General features: G+C 62.3%; 11 protein-coding genes. 2 read left to right on the forward strand and 9 right to left on the reverse strand.

The features are described from left to right. Positions 1-302: 302 nt before the first annotated feature. On the reverse strand, positions 303-3,020 hold the full coding sequence (locus ACXAF3_RS11230; RefSeq protein WP_475112393.1) for a TonB-dependent receptor: 2,718 nt from the start codon (positions 3,018-3,020) through the stop codon (positions 303-305). 104 nt (positions 3,021-3,124) lie between these two features. Continuing rightward, positions 3,125-3,658, reverse strand: coding sequence for a 2,4'-dihydroxyacetophenone dioxygenase family protein (locus ACXAF3_RS11235; protein WP_475112394.1), 534 nt, complete (start codon positions 3,656-3,658; stop codon positions 3,125-3,127). A gap of 287 nt (positions 3,659-3,945) precedes the next feature. Between ACXAF3_RS11235 and ACXAF3_RS11240 the strand changes: the two genes are divergently transcribed. Then, entirely contained in the window at positions 3,946-5,076 is a 1,131-nt protein-coding gene (locus tag ACXAF3_RS11240; RefSeq protein ID WP_475112395.1) for a family 1 glycosylhydrolase, read from the forward strand. A 183-nt stretch (positions 5,077-5,259) separates the two neighbouring features. On the opposite strand, the gene ACXAF3_RS11245 is transcribed toward ACXAF3_RS11240, so the two are convergent. The 6 genes from ACXAF3_RS11245 to ACXAF3_RS11270 form a co-directional block, all read right to left on the reverse strand. Beyond that, positions 5,260-7,686 (reverse strand): TonB-dependent receptor, encoded by a 2,427-nt coding sequence (locus ACXAF3_RS11245; protein ID WP_475112396.1) that lies wholly within the window; start codon positions 7,684-7,686, stop codon positions 5,260-5,262. 360 nt (positions 7,687-8,046) lie between these two features. Further along, positions 8,047-9,501, reverse strand: a complete 1,455-nt coding sequence (locus ACXAF3_RS11250) for an MFS transporter (RefSeq protein WP_475112397.1) — start codon at positions 9,499-9,501, stop codon at positions 8,047-8,049. Positions 9,502-9,722: 221 nt separating this feature from the next. Beyond that, complete coding sequence (locus tag ACXAF3_RS11255) at positions 9,723-10,850, reverse strand: saccharopine dehydrogenase family protein (RefSeq protein WP_475112398.1); 1,128 nt, start codon at positions 10,848-10,850, stop codon at positions 9,723-9,725. A gap of 146 nt (positions 10,851-10,996) precedes the next feature. Next, on the reverse strand, positions 10,997-11,887 hold the full coding sequence (mmsB, locus tag ACXAF3_RS11260) for a 3-hydroxyisobutyrate dehydrogenase (protein WP_475112399.1): 891 nt from the start codon (positions 11,885-11,887) through the stop codon (positions 10,997-10,999). A 127-nt stretch (positions 11,888-12,014) separates the two neighbouring features. After that, positions 12,015-13,526: a CoA-acylating methylmalonate-semialdehyde dehydrogenase gene (locus tag ACXAF3_RS11265; RefSeq protein ID WP_475112400.1), complete on the reverse strand. Its 1,512-nt coding sequence runs from the start codon at positions 13,524-13,526 to the stop codon at positions 12,015-12,017. A gap of 153 nt (positions 13,527-13,679) precedes the next feature. Next, positions 13,680-14,276 carry an N-acetyltransferase family protein gene (locus tag ACXAF3_RS11270; protein ID WP_475112401.1) on the reverse strand — a complete coding sequence of 199 codons (597 nt, stop codon included), beginning with the start codon at positions 14,274-14,276 and terminating at the stop codon, positions 13,680-13,682. A 539-nt stretch (positions 14,277-14,815) separates the two neighbouring features. On the opposite strand from ACXAF3_RS11270, the gene ACXAF3_RS11275 reads away from it, so the two are divergent. Beyond that, on the forward strand, positions 14,816-16,123 hold the full coding sequence (locus tag ACXAF3_RS11275) for a DEAD/DEAH box helicase (protein WP_475112402.1): 1,308 nt from the start codon (positions 14,816-14,818) through the stop codon (positions 16,121-16,123). A 107-nt stretch (positions 16,124-16,230) separates the two neighbouring features. Here the strand turns inward: ACXAF3_RS11275 and ACXAF3_RS11280 are convergent, their stop codons facing one another. Next, entirely contained in the window at positions 16,231-17,529 is a 1,299-nt protein-coding gene (locus ACXAF3_RS11280; protein ID WP_475112403.1) for a M20 family metallopeptidase, read from the reverse strand. Positions 17,530-17,660: the final 131 nt, after the last annotated feature.

Raw genomic sequence — 17,660 nt, forward strand, 5'->3', positions numbered from 1 at the left:
CTCTGCGGGCCCTGAAGCGTGCAGATGCAAGGCGCAGCTCGCAGCGAATGGCCCAGCCCTTTGCAAGAGCTGCAACGTCGCAGATACATGCTTCAGGGCCCGCCCTGCGGGGCTTTCAGAGCGATCCACACTCTGCGTTGCGACTTTTTGAAAGGTCTAGACATTCCTGCAAAGTCGCGCCTTGATTGTGAACCGCTCTGAACGCCAGAGAGGCTATGGAGTTATTCAGAGGTTCCCAAGCTGGCTGCGGCCTTCGGAAAGGAGCTCCCACCGGGCCGTTTGCCCGGCCCGGTGGCGTGGTTTTAGAAGTTGTAGTTCACCGCCATACCGAAGGTTCTCGGCTCGACGGTAAACACATTGGTGAACAGACCGGCGGTGGCGTCGGACACATACATGCCGACGATATGGTCCTCGTCCGCCAGGTTCTTGGCGAAGGCGCGCACCTGCCAGGTGCCGGACTTGTCGCTCAGGGTTGCCTGTGCATTCCAGATATCCCAGGCGTCGATCTTGTCGATCGGGTCGCGGTTGTAGATCCGGCCCCACATATCATCCTGCCAATAGTAGTCCAGGCGCACGGTCAGGTCCGTGGCGGCCAAGTCCCAGGTGTACTGGGCGCCGAGGCTGACGGTCAGCTCCGGAGAGTTGGCCATCTGGTTGCCGTCCAGGTCCACTTCCACACCGCTCTGTACCGTGTAGGGTGCCGGCAGCGGCGAGCCGTCGGCAAGGGTGGGGGCGACGCAGCTGTTGAACGGAATCACGGCCGGGGCCGGAGCGCCATTGTGCATAATTACACAGTTGGCGGCATTGGAGGGATCTTTCAGCAGCGTGACATCGCTGCGCCCCTGACTGGGATCGCGGGGGTCCACAGTGGCGAAATCCTTCACCTCGGTGTGCAGATAGGCCAGGTTGGCATTCAGCAGCCAGTTATCCGTGGGCGCGAACAGGAACTCCGCTTCCAGACCGTAGATTTCCGCATTGGTGTTTTCGGTGAAAGCTGCCTGGTCTACAAACTTGGAGACCTGAAGATCTTCATAGTCGTAGAGGAAGGCGCTCAGGTTGGCCTGCAGGCTGCGGCCCAGCAGCTGGTTCTTGGTGCCTATCTCGTAGGCGTTCACGTACTCGGGATCGAAGCGGGTGCTGAGCTCCGGGTACTGCTCCGGGTCGAACGGAGAGTTGAAGCCGCCTCCCTTGTAGCCGCGCGAGAAGGAGGTGTACACCAGGGTTTCATCGGTGAAGCTCACCTGGGGCATCCAGTCCAGCACCACGCGGCCCGTCCACTCGGTCCAGCCCTCTTCGTCCTCGCGCCCGGGGCTGAGTGCGTTCCAGTCGGTATCCGTGCCAATGGGCAGCAGTACCGGGATGCCGTCCGGGGTGTTGTTGAACAGGTTGGGGCGGTCGACGATGGTCTTGGTGTCGTCGGTGCGGCGCGCGCCGACGGTGAGTTTCAGCTCTTCGTTGATATCGTAGTAGATTTCGCCGAACAGAGCGGTGGACTCCAGGTGATAGAGATCGGTTTGCTGGCGGTAGATCGGGCTGACCCAGCCCAGTCCATCGACGCCGATGGGACCACCGAACGCCTGCGGAATGGCTGGGAATACAACGGAAAAGTAATCCAGTCCGTTGCTGATAACGATGTAGTCATCCTGCACTTCTGCGTCCATATGGAAGCCGCCCACGAGGAAATTGAACGGACCCGAGTAGTCCGAGGCGAGGTGCGCTTCCAGGGTGTACTGTTTGACGTCGTTGTTGGACTGGTCGTACACATCCAGTGTGTTGCCGCTGTAGGCAATGTTGCCGCCCACTATGCCGGTGTTGGTATCAGTCACGGCGGAAGTGGGCAGGGTGCCATCGGCGAAATAGGCGTTGAAGACGTTGGGCGCAAACATTTCCAGTAGCGGTGACGGCGACCATTCGATGGTACTGGCGTTCATATTGAAATCCTGAACGGATTTCATACTGGTTTCCTGATAGCCACCGGTAAACGCGAAGCTGTGCTGGTCGAAATCCTGGTCGTAGCGCAATATGGCCAGGGTCTCTTCCACCTCGAAGGTCGGGTCCACGTCGGCGTTCACCTTGCGCAGGTCGCGGGGGTTTTCCAGTATGCTGCCGCCGGCGCTGGCCTGGGGGCCGAAGGGGCCGAGCAGCAGCGGCAGGGTGCCGGTGATCTGCGCATTCGGGTTGACGTTACCGAAATCCAGCTTGTCCGGCGAACAGCCCAGCAGGCCGGTGGGATCGGTGCTGCACAGCTGTTTCTGGCTGCGGGTGCGGGTGCTGTCTTCCTCGAACCGGGAGACCATCAGATTGACGCTGCTGTTTTCGCTCGGTAGCCACTGCAGCGAGGCGCGCATGGACCATTGATCGCGGCCGTCGATATCGTTGCCGGTAAACAGGTTTTCGGTGTAGCCGTCGCGTTCGAGCATGATACCGGCCAGGCGCAGCGCGAAGTTGTCGGCGAGCGGCAGGTTGATTGCGCCTTTGACTTTCTTGTGGTCGTAGTTGCCGTACTGGCCTTCCATATAGCCTTCAAACTGGTCCGGCTTGGCACGGGCGGTGACCATATTGACCGCGCCGCCGGTGGAGTTGCGGCCGAACAGGGTGCCCTGGGGGCCGCGCAGTACGACGAGTTGCTCGACGTCGTAGTATTCGGTCTGGAACAGGCGTGGAGCCAGCAGCGGCACTTCATTGACATGGATGCCTACACCAGTATCCGAGGCTGCTGCAATCACATCCTGCCCCACGCCGCGTATCTTGAAGTTGCTACCGGTGAAGTTGTCTTTGGTGTAGGAAACGTTCGGCGCGGTGAAGCGCACGTCGGCAATACCGTTAATCTGTTTGGCTTCCAGGGCCGCAGCGTCAAAGGCGGTTACGGCGATGGGAACATCCTGCAGTTTTTCCTCTTTTTTCTGTGCGGTGACGACCACCTCTTCAAGCTCGGAAGCGACAGCGCTGCCGATCAGGCCGGAGCCGAGCAGTATCGCAGTGGCGAGGCGGGTGGGGTGGAATCTAGGCTTGTTTCGCATCATCAAAGTCCTTCTGTTAGTTATTATTGAAACGGTTGTCAGAAATTATTGTTGTTACCGCTGGTTCAAGGCTCCTGCTTCCCCTCAGCCTTTCCCCTGATCCTTCACTCTCCGACTACGATGGTCTTTTCCGCGGAGCTGCCCTGCATCTGGGTCAGCATGCGGTAGCCGTTCAGCATGGTGCCGGCGTCAACGATCATGTCGAGCTCACCGTTTTCATCCAGCTGCACATTGCAGCCGTAGATAGCGAACCAGACGACTGTGGGTTCCTTTTGATCTTCCGGAATCATCAGCGTGTGTTTGCTGCCCGCCGGTTCAAACAGGTAGGAGCCGGGCGCGTTGACCTGCTGTGGCGACTCCTTGTAGTACCAGCGCCCCTGCAGGGTCACGGCGAACACCTGGCCGGAGTGGTAGTGGGGGGAGATCTTCGCGCCCGGCTGAAAGCGGTTGAATACCACCCATAGGCCCTGCTTCAGGTCCACCTGCAATACCTTGACCTCCACACCTTCGGCGATGGTGACGTATTCCAGGTCGTCCGCTGCGATATGCAGAGTCTCCGGATCCCAGTTGGGAATCTTGGGCAGTGACGCGGCTATCTGCGCGGCGTCGAGGGTGGCTTCTTCGGTGGTTGCAGACATATCGCTAGCCTCTTTTGGTTATTGTCTTACCGTGGTATGTCCTCGGCGAATTTAAGCATATGCTCAACAAAACTTACCGGCATTGCCCTTATTTTGCAATATAAAAACAGTCTTTTTTTGAGCATTTGCTTAATGTTAGGCTTTGCGCAATCCCCGCCCGGCCGCCCGCCTGCGGGGGCAACCAAAACAGAGGGGGAGTAGTTATGTCAGGTTTAGCGGAATTCTTATGGTCAGTAGGAGAGGAATCCTCTGATCCGTGGGTATTGCGGGATGGGAAGCCATTCCGAATGGATCAGCTGCAGAGCAGCGCCCACCTGCAACACCAGCGGCAGGATCTGCAAAGTATTCGCGCACTCGGCGTGGATACCGTTCGCTACGGCATGCCCTGGCGTCTGGCGGAGCCGATTCCCGGTGTCTACGATTGGTCGCTGTGGGACAGGGCGCTGGCGGCCTGCGACAGCGTCGGTCTGGAGTCGCTGGTGGATCTGCTGCACTTCGGTCTGCCGGATTTTTGTGAGGGTTTTGCAGACCCCGAGTGGATCGCGCACTTTACCCGCTATGTCAAAGCGTTTCTGCAGCGCTATCCGCAGATCAAATACTTTACGCCGGTAAACGAGCCCTGCTTTACCGCCATCGGCAGCGGCTATCTCGGAGTGTGGAACGAGCGGCGCGCGAGCCAGGAGGATTTTGTAAAGATCCTCGTCAACACAACGCAGGCGAATCTGGAGGCGCTGGCGCTGATCGACGCCGATCGAGAGGCCTGGTGGATCAGTGCGGAAACCTTCAATGTGCCCGTGGCCACGACACCGGAGCTCGAAGAGCAGGCGGAGCTGCAGCGACAGTTCGGCTGGCTGGTGTGGGATCTGCACCTGGGGCTGGAGCCGCCGCCGGCCATGAAGGAGGCACTGAAGGTGGTCGATCCCGCACAGCTCGCGCGTATCGAAACGCTGGCACTGACCGGCGAGCGCAGAAAGCGCCTGCTGGCCGGACACGACTTCTATCCCAACGGCGTCCAGCAGCTGGGCGACAAGCCGGTGGAAATAGGCGTGGAGCAGCGTATCGCGCTTTACGAGCAGGACGCGCGGCGCTGGTACCAGCGCTATCGGGTGCCCTTCTGGATTTCCGAGACTTCCAATTTCGGCCTGCCGGTGAGCGAGCAGAGTGCCTGGCTCGATGCGTTTGTCAAATGTATCGCCAGGATGCGCGCCGACGGTATTCCCCTGAACGGTTTCTGCTGGTACAGCCGCGGCGACCAGTACGACTGGCAGACACTGATGGCGGAGCCCAGCGGCCAGGTCACCGAGGTGGGCCTGTACGATGAACGGCGCAAACCGCGGAAAGTTGCCGGGGAGTTTGCCCAGCTGGTCGCGCGGGGAGTGCCGGCGTTGGAGCCGGTCGCGGCGGAGGGGGAGGCCTGAGCGACCTTTCTCCTTCCTGGCGCTTTGTCCAGAAAAAAAGCCACTCTTGCGAGTGGCCCTGCCAAAGCTATCGGAAAGAGCAAAAGATCTGGTTCAGACAGTGTGCCTTTCCGGCACCTGTTGAACCTCCTCAGCAAACAACGCATCCTGTGAGAGAGGATTCGGTAACAGAGAACTCGCGGTTCAGAAGTCCATCCGCAGCGCCAGGCCGAGCTGGCGTTCGGCTTCCTTCGGCCGGAACTGCACGATATTGGCGGAGTAGCCGGTGATAAAATCCTGGAACATCGACGTGGCGTAGTTCTGGTCGAGCAGATTGCGTCCGTACAGGGATACCGTATAGCCGCCGTCGGCGCTGCCGAACCCGATGCTGCCGTTCAAGAGCCCGTAGGCTTCCTGCACCGTGCGCGGATTCTGATCGAGGCCGAATTGCACGTCATCCTGCCAGCTGTAGCTGAGTCGCGCGAAGGTGCGCAGGCCGCTGTCCAGTGCCTTTTCGTATTGCGCGGCGATATGGCCTTTCAGTTTCGGCGATACCGGCAGATCGCCTCCGGCGAGATCCTTGCTGAACGGCGGCGCGGCGGAGCAGTGCGGATCGGTGATCTCCGGCACATAGCATTTGCCCGCAGGGTACTCTTCAATGGCGGCATCCACGTAGGAAAGCGCGGCGTCAAAGTGCCAGTGCGCCCCGGCCTGAACTTGTGATTCCAGTTCCAGCCCGCGGCTGCGCACGGCGCCGACATTGGCGAGAATAAACTGCTGGTCCACGGCGCTGAACTGCTCGGCCTGGTAATCGGTGTAATCGCTGTGGAACAGTGTCGCGGCCAGATAGCCGCGGCCGTCGAGCAGGCTGGTCTTGAGGCCCAGCTCGAAATTGTCGGAGGTCTCCGGATCTATTTCGATCAGGGCGTCGGTGGGGGTGAGACCGGCCAGCGCGCTGCTTCTGAAATCCCCGGTGGGTCCCTTGTAGCCGCGGGCGTAGCTGGCGTAGAGCATGGCGTCGTCGTTGATGCGCCACTGCAGGCTGGTCTTGCCGGAAAAGCCGCTGCCGCTGACCGCGTCTTCGGTATCCGCCGCGGGCACGGCGCCGAAGCCGGGTATGCTGTTGGGCAGGGTGATATCAAAATCGAGCGCCGTCTCGTCATACTGGTAGCGCAGCCCCAGCGTGAAATCCAGGTTTTCGCTCAGTGCGTAAGTGCCCTGGCCGAAGAGCGCGTAGTTTTCACCCTGTACGTCGCGTTCGAGCGCGGAGATGGTCAGCGCCGGGCGGCCGTTCAAATCCGCCAGCCCCATCAACGCGCTGGCGGTGGACAGGGAGAGCACAGCGAAGGTTGGATCCTGGCAGCTGGCCCCTGGTGTCAGCGGTGGCGGCGCGGGGGGCAGCGGCAGGCCGAGCAGCGCCGGGTAGGTACAGAAATCGAATTCGCGCGTGATGCCGTCGCGCAGCTGGTAGTGTTGCGCGTAGAGGCCGGCGATATAGTTGAAGCGCCCGTCTTCCGGCGATGTCAGGCGCAGCTCCTGGGAAAACTGCTCGATATCCTGGCGGTTGTGCTGGTGGAAATTGATCGGCCCGAGTGTGCCGAAGGGGGTCGGCTGCGGCGAGATGTAGAGTGGCTCGCGCAGCGCGACCGGTTGTTCGTCGACATCGTCGATCTTGTCCATTTTCCAGTCGCTCGCGGCGGTAACGGAAGTCAGTGTGTGGCCGCTGGCAGTCTGCCAGTCGAGTTCCATCTGCAGGCCGCGGTCGCTGCGGTCGTCGCGGCCGGTACCGCTGCTGCTGGCGGTGTTGTTCTCGGGCCCCGCTTCGACGCCGAGGTTGTCGATAATCAGCCGCAGCGCGGGATCGTTGACCTCCCGCCATACCAGTTCATAGCCATCGATTTCGGATTCCTGCGCGTAGGCGGTCAGCTTCAGTTCCAGATTTTCGCCGACTTTCAGCTGGTATTTGCCCCGCACCGCATAGGCGGTCTCGTCGTTGCGGTCGCCACCTCCGGCCAGCTCGGTAAAACCGGCGGCATTGCGGAAAAAACCGGACAGGCGCCCGGCGCTGTTTTCCGACAGGGCGCCGGAGACAGCGCCACGGAACAGGTAGTCGCTGCCTTCCGCCGCGCGCACTTCCGCTGCGCTCTCAAATTCCCGGCTCGGGTCTTTGGTGATGATGTTGACCAGGCCGGCAGAGGTATTTTTTCCAAACAGAGTGCCCTGGGGACCGCGCAGCACTTCCACCCGCTCCACGTCGATCATGTTGAAAAACGCCTGCGCCGAGCGCGCCATGATCACGCCGTCCGTGGCCACCGCGACCGTGGGCTCCACCTGCACAGAAAAACCGGCGCTGCCGATGCCACGGATGCCGATATTGTCGTTGTTGAAGTTCAGCGAGGGGGCCACCCGGGACAGGTTGTCGATGGTGTTGATGTACTCGGCGTTCAGCTTTGCATCCGACAACAGGTTGAGTGCCACCGGCACCTCAACCAGACTCTGTTCACGCTTTTGCGCGGTTACCGTTACTTCTTCGATGAGCGTCTCCGCCGCTACGGCGACCTGGGCTGGGAGGGCGGATGAGGAGATCAGGGCGATGAACACCGCCAGTTGGTTTTTGCTGAACTTTTTCATCATTGGACTCGCTGCTTGTGATTATTTTTATTACTGCTTTTTGTACGGTGGTGGCACCTGCACTCGTTCAGGCTAACGCCATGAATCCGCAAGCGCCCACGACATCCCATGTCCGCTTTTCGGGAAACAGGTCTAAATAGCTGCCATTGCGCCGTTTCGGATCCTATTAACCCGGCGAACAAATATATCGGTCCAGCCGCTCCTGCGGCGCCTTCGGCCCCGATATATTTGTTCGTCGCCCTTGAAATACTGGCGCAAATACGTGGATTCGCTTGCATTTCAAGGGCTCGCGCCAGCCTGCGGCTGGCGGCGGCACCTCCCAGTGCCGCATTAAGCCGTTAACTTATTCGGTTGCCGGGCTTAATATCGTTCCGCCAGAGCCGCTTTAATTTCCGCGTGCCGCTCGCGGCTGATGCCGTAGCGGGTGGCCATCAGGAAAGGAATGAAGTAGAGCAGCGGCAGCGCGATGCCGCCGAATATGCCCAGGCGCCAAACCGTCTGTTCGGACACCGAGTCCGGCTCAGCGCCCTGGGGGATGCCCACCAGAAATTCCAGCAGCAGGCCCGCGAGCAGTATGCCGAAGCCGGAAACCGCCTTGCCGGAGAAGGAGATGGCTGCGGAGAAGACGCCCTCCTGGCGCTGGCCGGTTTCCAGTTCCTGTACATCCAGTGTGTCCGCCACCATGGATACAAACATGATGATGGTGACCGTCAGCGCCATCATGCGGAACACTTCGTTGAATACCAGGATATACAGCAGCAGCGAATCGCCGTTTTCCGGCAGCAGGTCCAGCAATCGCGCGCCGATGATGCCGAGCCCGTCGATCAGGGAGAACACCATCGCGAAAAGGAGGATGGTTTTCTTGTCGAAGTGTTTCTGCAGTGCGGGGATGCAGAGAGCGCCCAGCAGGGTGCCGAGCACGCCGAGGGTAAGCCAGCGCAGGTCTTCCGAGGAGAATTGCCAGAAATAGGTGTGGAAGTAGATTTCCAGCGCGGCGATGGTGCCGCTCAGCACCGAGGAGACCAGCAGACCGCCAAACAACACCATAAAATTGTGGTTGCGTGCAGCCAGCAGCAGGTCTTGCAGTGTGCTGGCGAATCCGAAGGTTTTTCCATCTGCCGGCTGGCGCAGGTAGGGAATCTCGCGCAAGGTCAGCCAGCTGGTGGCGAAAACAGACAGTGCCACCGCCAGTGCAAGCACCAGCGCAAAGGTGGCATAGGCCTCCGGGTTCATCTGGCCTTTGGGGTACGCCTCGCTGCTGGGGAAGATAAAGGTCCACACACACCAGATAAACAGCACGCCGCCGATGGCGCCGACCAGGTAGCGGTAGGTGATGATCGAACTGCGTTCGGCGTAGTCGTCTGACAGCTCGGCAAAGAGGGCGCTCCAGGGCACCAGGAACAGGGTCATGGCCAGGCGGCTCAGAACGGAAAAGGTCAGCAGCCAGCCGAACAGCAGCCACTGGTCGGTCGCTTGCGGTGGCGTGAACAGCAGGTAGAGGGTCAGTGCCAGCGGCAGTATCGACGCGAACATCAGCCCGTGCCTGCGGCCGTAGCGGGATTTCAGGCCGTCGGAATAGGAGCCCACCAGCGGATCGCTGACCGCGTCCACTACCACGGAGATCATCAGGGCCAGCGACGCCAGCGAGGCGGAAAGCCCGAGAATCTGGCTGTATAGAAACAGCAGAAAGGTATTGAAGGCAAAATTCTTGAAGGTGTCCGGCAGCGCACCTATGGCCTGATACAGCTTGCTGGAAACCGGCAGGGCCGATGCCCGCCGGCGCGTCTGAATATACCGGGGCGGCGCAGTGTCCATGATGAATGCTCCATGCCGGCTAGTGGTTCAAGCGGAAAATTCGGTAACCGATCTCTTCGCCACAGGCGCCAGTGCTGCGTTGAAAAAGCTTGAATTAGCCCTGCTGGTCCTGCGCTTTTTCGCCTTGTCCTGGCGCCTTTGAGTTTTAGTTACCGAATTTACCGCTTGAGCCACTGGCGTACGGCGGCTCTTTCTGCAGTCGTTATTTTTTTCTGCCGGTATCAGCCGACGACTTCCCGTTGCTGGTCGTCAGTGCCCGGGGCGGCCGACCGCGCTTCGCCGCCGTACAGGTCCTCGCGCTGCACACCGTCAAAGGTCAGCACGAAGTCGGCCCCGAACAGCATCGCCGGGGTCTGGAAGCCGGCGCCGCCGGCCTCCCCCTGCGCCAGGCGGTGCGCGGCCTCCAGACAGGTGTGCGCGGTCAGCGTGTAGGCTTCCGGCGTTTGCAGCCGTGCGGCGAATTTCTGCCCGTCCTCGCCGGTGGCTTCCGCAACCAGCACCTGGCGGGCGGACTCGCGCTGCCGATCTGTCGGCCCTTCCGGCATCCGCTCGATTACGCGGTGCAGCAGCCACTGCACCGGTGCGGTGGTGAGTAGGTAATTGTTCAGCGGGGCCAGTGCCTTTTTCAGCAGGGAGGGCGGTTTTTTCTCGAAATAGACAGTGATGTCGCCGACGCCGGTGGAGTGCCAGGCGGTTTCCAGATCCCCCCAGGCGGAGGCCTCGTAGTAGCGGTTGCGGCTGTCGAAATCGCGCCTGCATGCGGGCGGCTTCGGCAGCCGGATCAGCTCGCCGCCGCGGCGCACCGGGGTGCCGCCGGCGATCATCGGCAGGCCAGAGTGCATGGTGCCGCGGGACATGCCGGCGCCGCCAGAAAAATACAGCTTGAGGCTGCGCGGCTTGGATACCCGCGCACAGACATGGGCCGCCAGGCAGTCGGACGGCACCACATCGAAGCCGGCGCCGGTCAGTAGCGTGATGCCCGCCTGCTGCGCGGCCCGGTGTGCGGCTGCGTGCTCGGCGAAAACGTCCAGCTCGCCGGTGATATCCACATAATGGCTGCCGGCGGCGATACAGGCTTCCCGGATCGGCCGCGCGGTATCGCGATAGGGGCCGGCCAGGTTCAGCACCACGGCGTAGTCCGACAGCGCAGCGGCGAGGCGGCCCGCGTCCGCGATATCCAGGCAAATGTTCGGCAGGCCGAGTGCCGCCTCCAGTTGCGCCAGCTTGTGCGGGTTGCGGCCGCCCAGTACCACCGGCAGCCGGCGTTCGGCCGCCAGCCCGGCGGCGAGCCGCCCGGTATAGCCGGTGGCGCCATAGAGCAGAATCCGGCTTTTGTTGTTGTCCGCCATCGGGGTGCCCCCTTTTTTTTATCTGTCGCCCCGGCAATGTCCGTGGCAGCCGCCCACACCGTTATCGCCGCGACTGAAAAGACATCTTACCAAGAAAAATTAAATATTACCAAGCCGGAATATCGGGGGTGGAGGGGAGGTGGTTTTCAGGATTTGCCGAACAGGCGCTGAATGCTGGAGAAATCCAGTGCCTCGTTTCCGTCCAGGCTGTGCAGCCCGTACAGGTTGCGCGCCAGTGAGCCCAGCGGCGTGTAGGATTGGCTGACGGTGGCGGCCTGCTGGGCCAGGCCCAGATCCTTGCACATCAGCTTGACCATAAAGCCGCCTTCATAATTGTTGCCGGCCGGCACGCCTTCCATCACGCCGGGATAGGGGTTGTACTTCTGCAGCGACCAGTTGGCGCCGGAACTTTTCAGCATGATCTCGGACAGCACCTTCGGGTCCAGGCCGTTGTCGACCCCCAGCTGCAGCGCTTCGGCGGTGCCGATCATATGGATGGCGAGCAGCATGTTGTTGCACATCTTGGCGGTCTGGCCGGCGCCTGCGGGGCCGGCGTGGAAGACGTTCGTGCCCATCGCTTGCAGCACTTCGCGCGCGCGCTCGATATTTTCCGCCTCGCCGCCGCACATAAAGCTCAATGTGCCGGCGGCGGCGCCGGCCACGCCGCCGGACACAGGCGCCTCTATCGCGTTCAGGCCGCGCTTTGCCGCTTCGCCAATCAGGCGCCTGGCGCTGGTGGCGGCGACGGTGGAGCAGTCGATCACCAGTGTGGTCTCGGCGATATGGTCGAGCAGTTTTTCCCCGTCGATATAGAGTGATTCCACATCCTCGCCGTTCGGCAGCATGCTCAGCACGAAGTCGGCGCCGGCGATCGCGTCCAGGGGTGAGGCCGCTTTTTCGACCCCGTGCGCCGCGGCGGTATCCAGTAATTCCGCCACCGGATCGAAACCCTTTACCCTGAAGCCGGCCTTGACCAGATTTGCGGACATGGGGCCGCCCATATGGCCGAGACCGAAAAATGCGACTGTCTTGTTCATCTGTTTTTCCTACCTTCTAAGCCGTAGGATGGGCAAAGGCGCGTAGCGACGTGCCCAGCTTCCACGGTGGTGATGGGCACGCTGCGCTTTGCCCATCCTACTGTTTTGAAATTCTGACGAATCCCGCTTATTTCAGGTGAATGGTCATATTCGGGTGCTCCGCGTGTTCTATGTCCGAGTCGAACCAGCGCGCGGTGATCGTCTTGGTCTCGGTGTAGAAGCGCGCCGCCTGTTTGCCGTAGGCGTGCTGGTCGCCGTAGAAGGACGCGCGCCAGCCGGTGAAACTGAAAAACGGCAGCGGCACCGGTATCGGCACATTGATACCCACCTGGCCCACCAGTATCTCGTGCTGGTATTTGCGCGCGGCGGCGCCGCTGGCGGTGAATATCGAGGTGCCGTTGCCGTAGGGGCAGTCGTTGACCAGCCGTATCGCGTCGTCGAGGCTGTCGGCGTTGACCAGACACAGCACCGGGCCGAAGATTTCGTCGGTGTAGATGGACATGTCCGGGGTCACGTCGGCGAACAGCGTCGGCCCGACCCAGTTGCCATTCGGGAAGCCGTCCACTTTTGCGCCGGAGCCGTCCAGCAGGCAGCGGGCGCCTTCGGCCTTGCCCTTTTCGATATAGCCCAGTACCCGTTCGCGCGCGGCCGGGGAGATCAGCGGGCCGAAGTCCGCCTGCGGATCCTTCCAGTGGCCGGGGCGGACTTTGGCCATGGTGTCGCGGATGTCCGGGATCCACTGCTGCGCCTCGCCCACCAGCACCACCACGGAGATGGCCATGCAGCGCTGGCCGGCGGCGCCGACCGAGGAGCCGACCACATTGTTCAGCACCGCGGGTTTGTTCGCGTCCGGCATCACCACCATATGGTTCTTGGCGCCGGCGAAGGCCTGCACCCGCTTCAGGTGGTCGCAGCCGGTGCGGTAGATATGGCGGCCCACCGGCACCGAGCCGACGAAGGACACGGCCTCGATATCCGGGTGTTCGAGCAGGAAGTCCACCTGCTCGCGGCCGCCGTGCACCAGCTGCAATACCCCCTTGGGCGCGCCGGCCTCGGCGAACAGCTCCGCCAGTTTGCACGGCGTGATCGGGTCCTGTTCCGACGGCTTCAATATAAAGGTATTGCCGCAGGCGATGGCCATCGGGAACATCCACAGCGGGATCATGGCCGGGAAGTTGAACGGGGTTATGCCGGCGCAGACCCCCAGCGGCTGGGTGTAGGAGTAGCAGTCGATATCTGAGGCGACGTTTTCCACCGTCTCGCCCATCGTCAGCGCGGCGATATTGGCCGCCTGTTCCACCACCTCGATACCGCGCCAGATATCCCCCTTGGCGTCCTCGAAGGTCTTGCCGCTCTCCTCGCACAGGATTTCCGCCAGTTCCTCCTGGTGCCGCTTGAGCAGTTCCTGGTATCTGAGCATCAGCCGCGCGCGGTTCGGCACTGGGGTGTCGCGCCAGCCCTGGAAGGCCTCGCGGGCGGCTTCCACGGCGCGCTGCAATTCGTCTTCCGCGGTGTAGGGCGCGCGGGTCAGCACATCGCCGCTGGCGGGATTGGTCACGTCGAGCCAGCTGTCTGTCTGGGACTGCACCCAGTCGCCGCCGATATACAGCGGGAGCTTGGCGGGAATCGATTTGTCCATGCGCTTGTCCTGGAGCCTGTTGTCTGCCCTGAACAGTTTAGGCGCGGGAGAATCGGCAAGCGCAAAAGCGGCGCGCCTGTTCACGCGGGCGCGCCGCCGGATTCCTCGCTATTTTCCCTGGTTTTTCGTTTGTCGGATTTTTTCCGCGGCCCGCTAGTGGGCTCGGGCTGCCCTTATCTGTTCTGCGGCCCGGTGCCCAGCCACCGGTTGCTGCAGATCCAGGGTGTAGGTCAGCAGTGTGTAGTCGCGCGGGTCGGTACGGCACTCGAAGCCCATCGATTTGGCGAAACCTTTCACGCGCATATTGTCTGCCGACTCGATGGAGTAGATCCGTTCGAGCCCCTGTGCGCGCGCGGAATCGATCAGGCGCTGCAGCATCCGGGTGCCCAGCCCCAGTCCCTGCCAATCGTCGCTGACCACCACGGCGCACTCGCAGGCGCGGCCGTCGCCGTCCAGGGCGTAGTGGGCCACGGCCACGGCGCGCTGCGCCGCGTTGCTGTCGGCCACGGCGATAAAGGCCTCGCGCTGCTGGTGGTCGTTGTCGGTCAGTAGTTCAATCAGCTTTTCGCTGGCCTTGCAGTTACCGCCGATAAAGCGGTCGCGCCGCGTCTGCGGCGACAGCCCCTCGATCAGGTCCTTCTCCAGCCTGCCGTCGCTGCGGCAGACCGGGCGGATCACCACCCTGCGCCCGTTGCCGAGAGTTACCCTTTCCGGTACCTGCTCACTGGGTGAGGTTGTGTAGGTAGACATGGTTATCTACTCTCCTGTCTGCTCGTTGCAGCTTTTCGGTTTGAATGTTTCTCAACAGAAATTTTATTTCTACAGAGCCCCCGGCCGCTTTGGCGACCGTGCTTCTAGCCTATGGTGCCCGTCGGTGGCTCCCAAGATCACGGCGGTCATTGAAGCAAATCGTTTAACCGGATGGGCCGCTAGAACGCCAGGGCATCTGCGGAAATAAAACTATACAGTCAGCAGGTGTGTGTTATAGTGCCGCCGCTGAACCGGGCGTGGATATGCCCACAGGTGCCCTGGACCAGGGGCCGCTGCCTGGATCGGCTGCGTCATCTGTAGGCCGGCGAAGCGCCGGCAGCCTCCCCGGAATTTTTTCCAAATTCTTCCCGGAACCCTCTACTGAATGCCGCACCATGCCGGTGCCATCACCGGCGATTCGACGGCGGCGCGATCCCGCGGCGGAACAGCCTGGGCTCGCCAACTCCGATTTTTTTCTTCGCACCCGCAGTCGGGGCGAACTGATTTGATTGCGCCGAGGGCGCGAATCGAGGTTTTTTATGTTGTTTGAAGATCTGGGCCTGGCCCAGGAGATTGCCCGCGCGGTAGCGGAGCAGGGTTACAGCGAGCCGACGCCGATCCAGGCGCAGGCGATTCCCGCCGTCATGCAGGGCGGCGACATCATGGCCGCCGCACAGACGGGCACGGGCAAGACCGCGGGCTTTACGCTGCCGCTGCTGCACCGGCTGAGCGCGGGCGAGCGCGCGCGCAACGGCCAGGTGCGCGCGCTGGTGCTGACGCCGACCCGCGAACTGGCGGCGCAGGTGTTCGACAATGTGCAGAGTTACAGCAAGTATCTGCCGCTGCGCCACGCGGTGGTGTTCGGCGGTGTGAAGATCAACCCGCAGATTGCGCGGTTGCGCGGCGGTGCCGACATTCTCGTCGCCACCCCCGGGCGCCTGCTGGACCTGCACGGCCAGGGCGCCATCCGCTTCGACAAGCTGGAGGCGCTGGTGCTGGACGAGGCGGACCGCATGCTGGATATGGGCTTTATCCACGACATCAAGCGCGTGCTTCGCCTGCTGCCGGAAAAGCGCCAGAACCTGCTGTTCTCCGCGACCTTTTCCAGCGAGATTCGCCAGTTGGCCAAGGGCCTGGTCGTGAACCCGCTGGAAATCGATGTCAGCCCGCGCAACACCACCACGGAAACCGTGCGGCAGAAGCTGCACCCGGTGGACAAGGCGCAGAAGCCCCGCCTGCTGAGCCACCTGATCCGCGAGAACAGCTGGCACCAGGCGCTGGTGTTCAGCCGCACCAAGCACGGTGCCAACCGGCTGGTGAAGCAGCTGGATGCGGACGGCATCCGCGCGGCGGCGATTCACGGCAACAAGAGCCAGAATGCGCGCACCAAAGCTTTGGCGGATTTCAAGGGCGGCAAGGTGCAGATACTGGTGGCGACGGATATCGCCGCGCGCGGTATCGATATCGACCAGCTGCCGCAGGTGGTGAATTTCGATCTGCCCAATGTGCCGGAGGACTATGTGCACCGCATCGGGCGCACCGGCCGCGCGGGCGCGCGCGGGCAGGCGGTGTCGCTGGTGAGCGCGGACGAGATCAAGCAGTTGCGGGATATCGAGCGGCTGATCGGCAAGGCGGTGCCGCGGGAGGAGGTCGAGGGCTTCGAGCCGCAGCACCAGCTGCCGGAGTCCGGCAACCCGAAGCGCGCCGGCAACAGCCGCGGGCGCGCTGACAACCGGGCCCGCGGCAACGGCCAGGGGCGCGGGCAGAACCGCGGCGACGCGCCGCGCGGCGATGCCCAGCGGCCGCGCCGCCGCCGGCGCCCGGCACGGCGCACCGAAACCGCTTAATTTCTCATAACCCATGTAGGCGCGGCCCATGGCCGCGATCGATCTATCCGCTCTCGCAGGAATTCGATCGCGGCCATGGGCCGCTCCTACATAAGGGGTTGTGGTTTCTAGTGCTGCCGGTAGTTGGCCATATAGTCCAGCGCCAGCCGCGTGATGGCCTCGGTGCCCACCGCCAGCGCGCGCTCGTCCACGTAGAAGCGCGGCGAGTGGTTGCTCGGCGCCGTGGCCGGGTCTGTGCCGGCCGGCGTCACGCCGAGAAAATAATAGAAGCCGGGTACCTCGTTGGCGAAGAAGGAGAAATCCTCTGCGCCGGTGATCTTCGGCACCTCGATGACCCTTTTCTCGCCGGCCACGGCTTGCAGCACCGGCAGCGCCATCTTCGTCAGCGCCGGGTCGTTTACGGTGACCGGGTAGCCCTCCAGTATCTGCACCTCGGCTTCGGCGCCGGCGCTCTCGGCGATCAGCTCCGCGGTGGTTTTCAGTTTGCTGAAAATCTGCGCGCGGTTGTCCATATCGAAATTGCGGATGGTGCCGTTCAGGAAGACGCTGTCCGGGATGATATTGTTGCGCACGCCGCCGTCTATCTTGCCGAAGGACACCACCGCCGGCTCCTTGGTGATATCGATCTGGCGGCTGACGATGGTCTGGGTACCCATGACGATCTGCGCCGCGGCGGTGATCGGATCCACGCCGCCCCAGGGGCGCGAGCCGTGGGTCTGGCGGCCCTTGACGGTGATGCGGAACTCGTCCGAGCTGGCCATCAGCGGGCCGGAGCGGTAGCCGATCACGCCGGAGGGCAGGGTAGAGGTCACATGCTGGCCGAAGGCCACGTCCGGTTTGTACTTCCGGAACAGCCCCTCTTTCAGCATCAGCTCGGCGCCGCCCTCCTCGCCGTCCGGCGCGCCCTCCTCGGCGGGCTGGAAGATAAACAGTACATTGCCGGCCAGCTGATCGCGCATGCCGGCGAGCACTTCCGCCGCGCCCATCAGCATGGCCACGTGGGTGTCGTGGCCGCAGGCGTGCATGACGCCCACATCTTTGCCCTGGTAAGTGGTTCTGACTTTCGAGGCGAAGGGCAGGTCTACCTGCTCGGTCACCGGCAGCGCATCCATATCCGCGCGCAGCGCCACCGTCGGTCCGGGCTTCGCGCCCTTCAGCAGGCCGATCACACCGGTGTGGGCCACGCCCGTCTCCACCTGGATGCCGAGGGCCTTCAGGTGCTGTTCAATATATTTGGCGGTTTCGAATTCGCGGTTGCCCAGCTCCGGGTGCTGGTGGATATGGCGGCGCCACTCGATGACCTTGGCTTCGGTGTCTTGCAGCAGTTTGTCGGTATCTGAGGCGCTGACCGGCTTGGCGCCCAACAGCGTCGCGCCTATGGCCAGGGGCAGGAATAGTCTTTTCACGGCGGGTTTCCCTGTATGGCATTATTGCCGTCTGATTCTACCCCCTGCCTGATGCCGCTCAATATGGTTAATCCGGAGAGGCCGGATGGCTGGCCAATAATTGACCCGTCGAACCTGATCAATTATTGTTC

The sequence above is a fragment of the Microbulbifer sp. ABF4_143 genome (assembly GCF_056160225.1).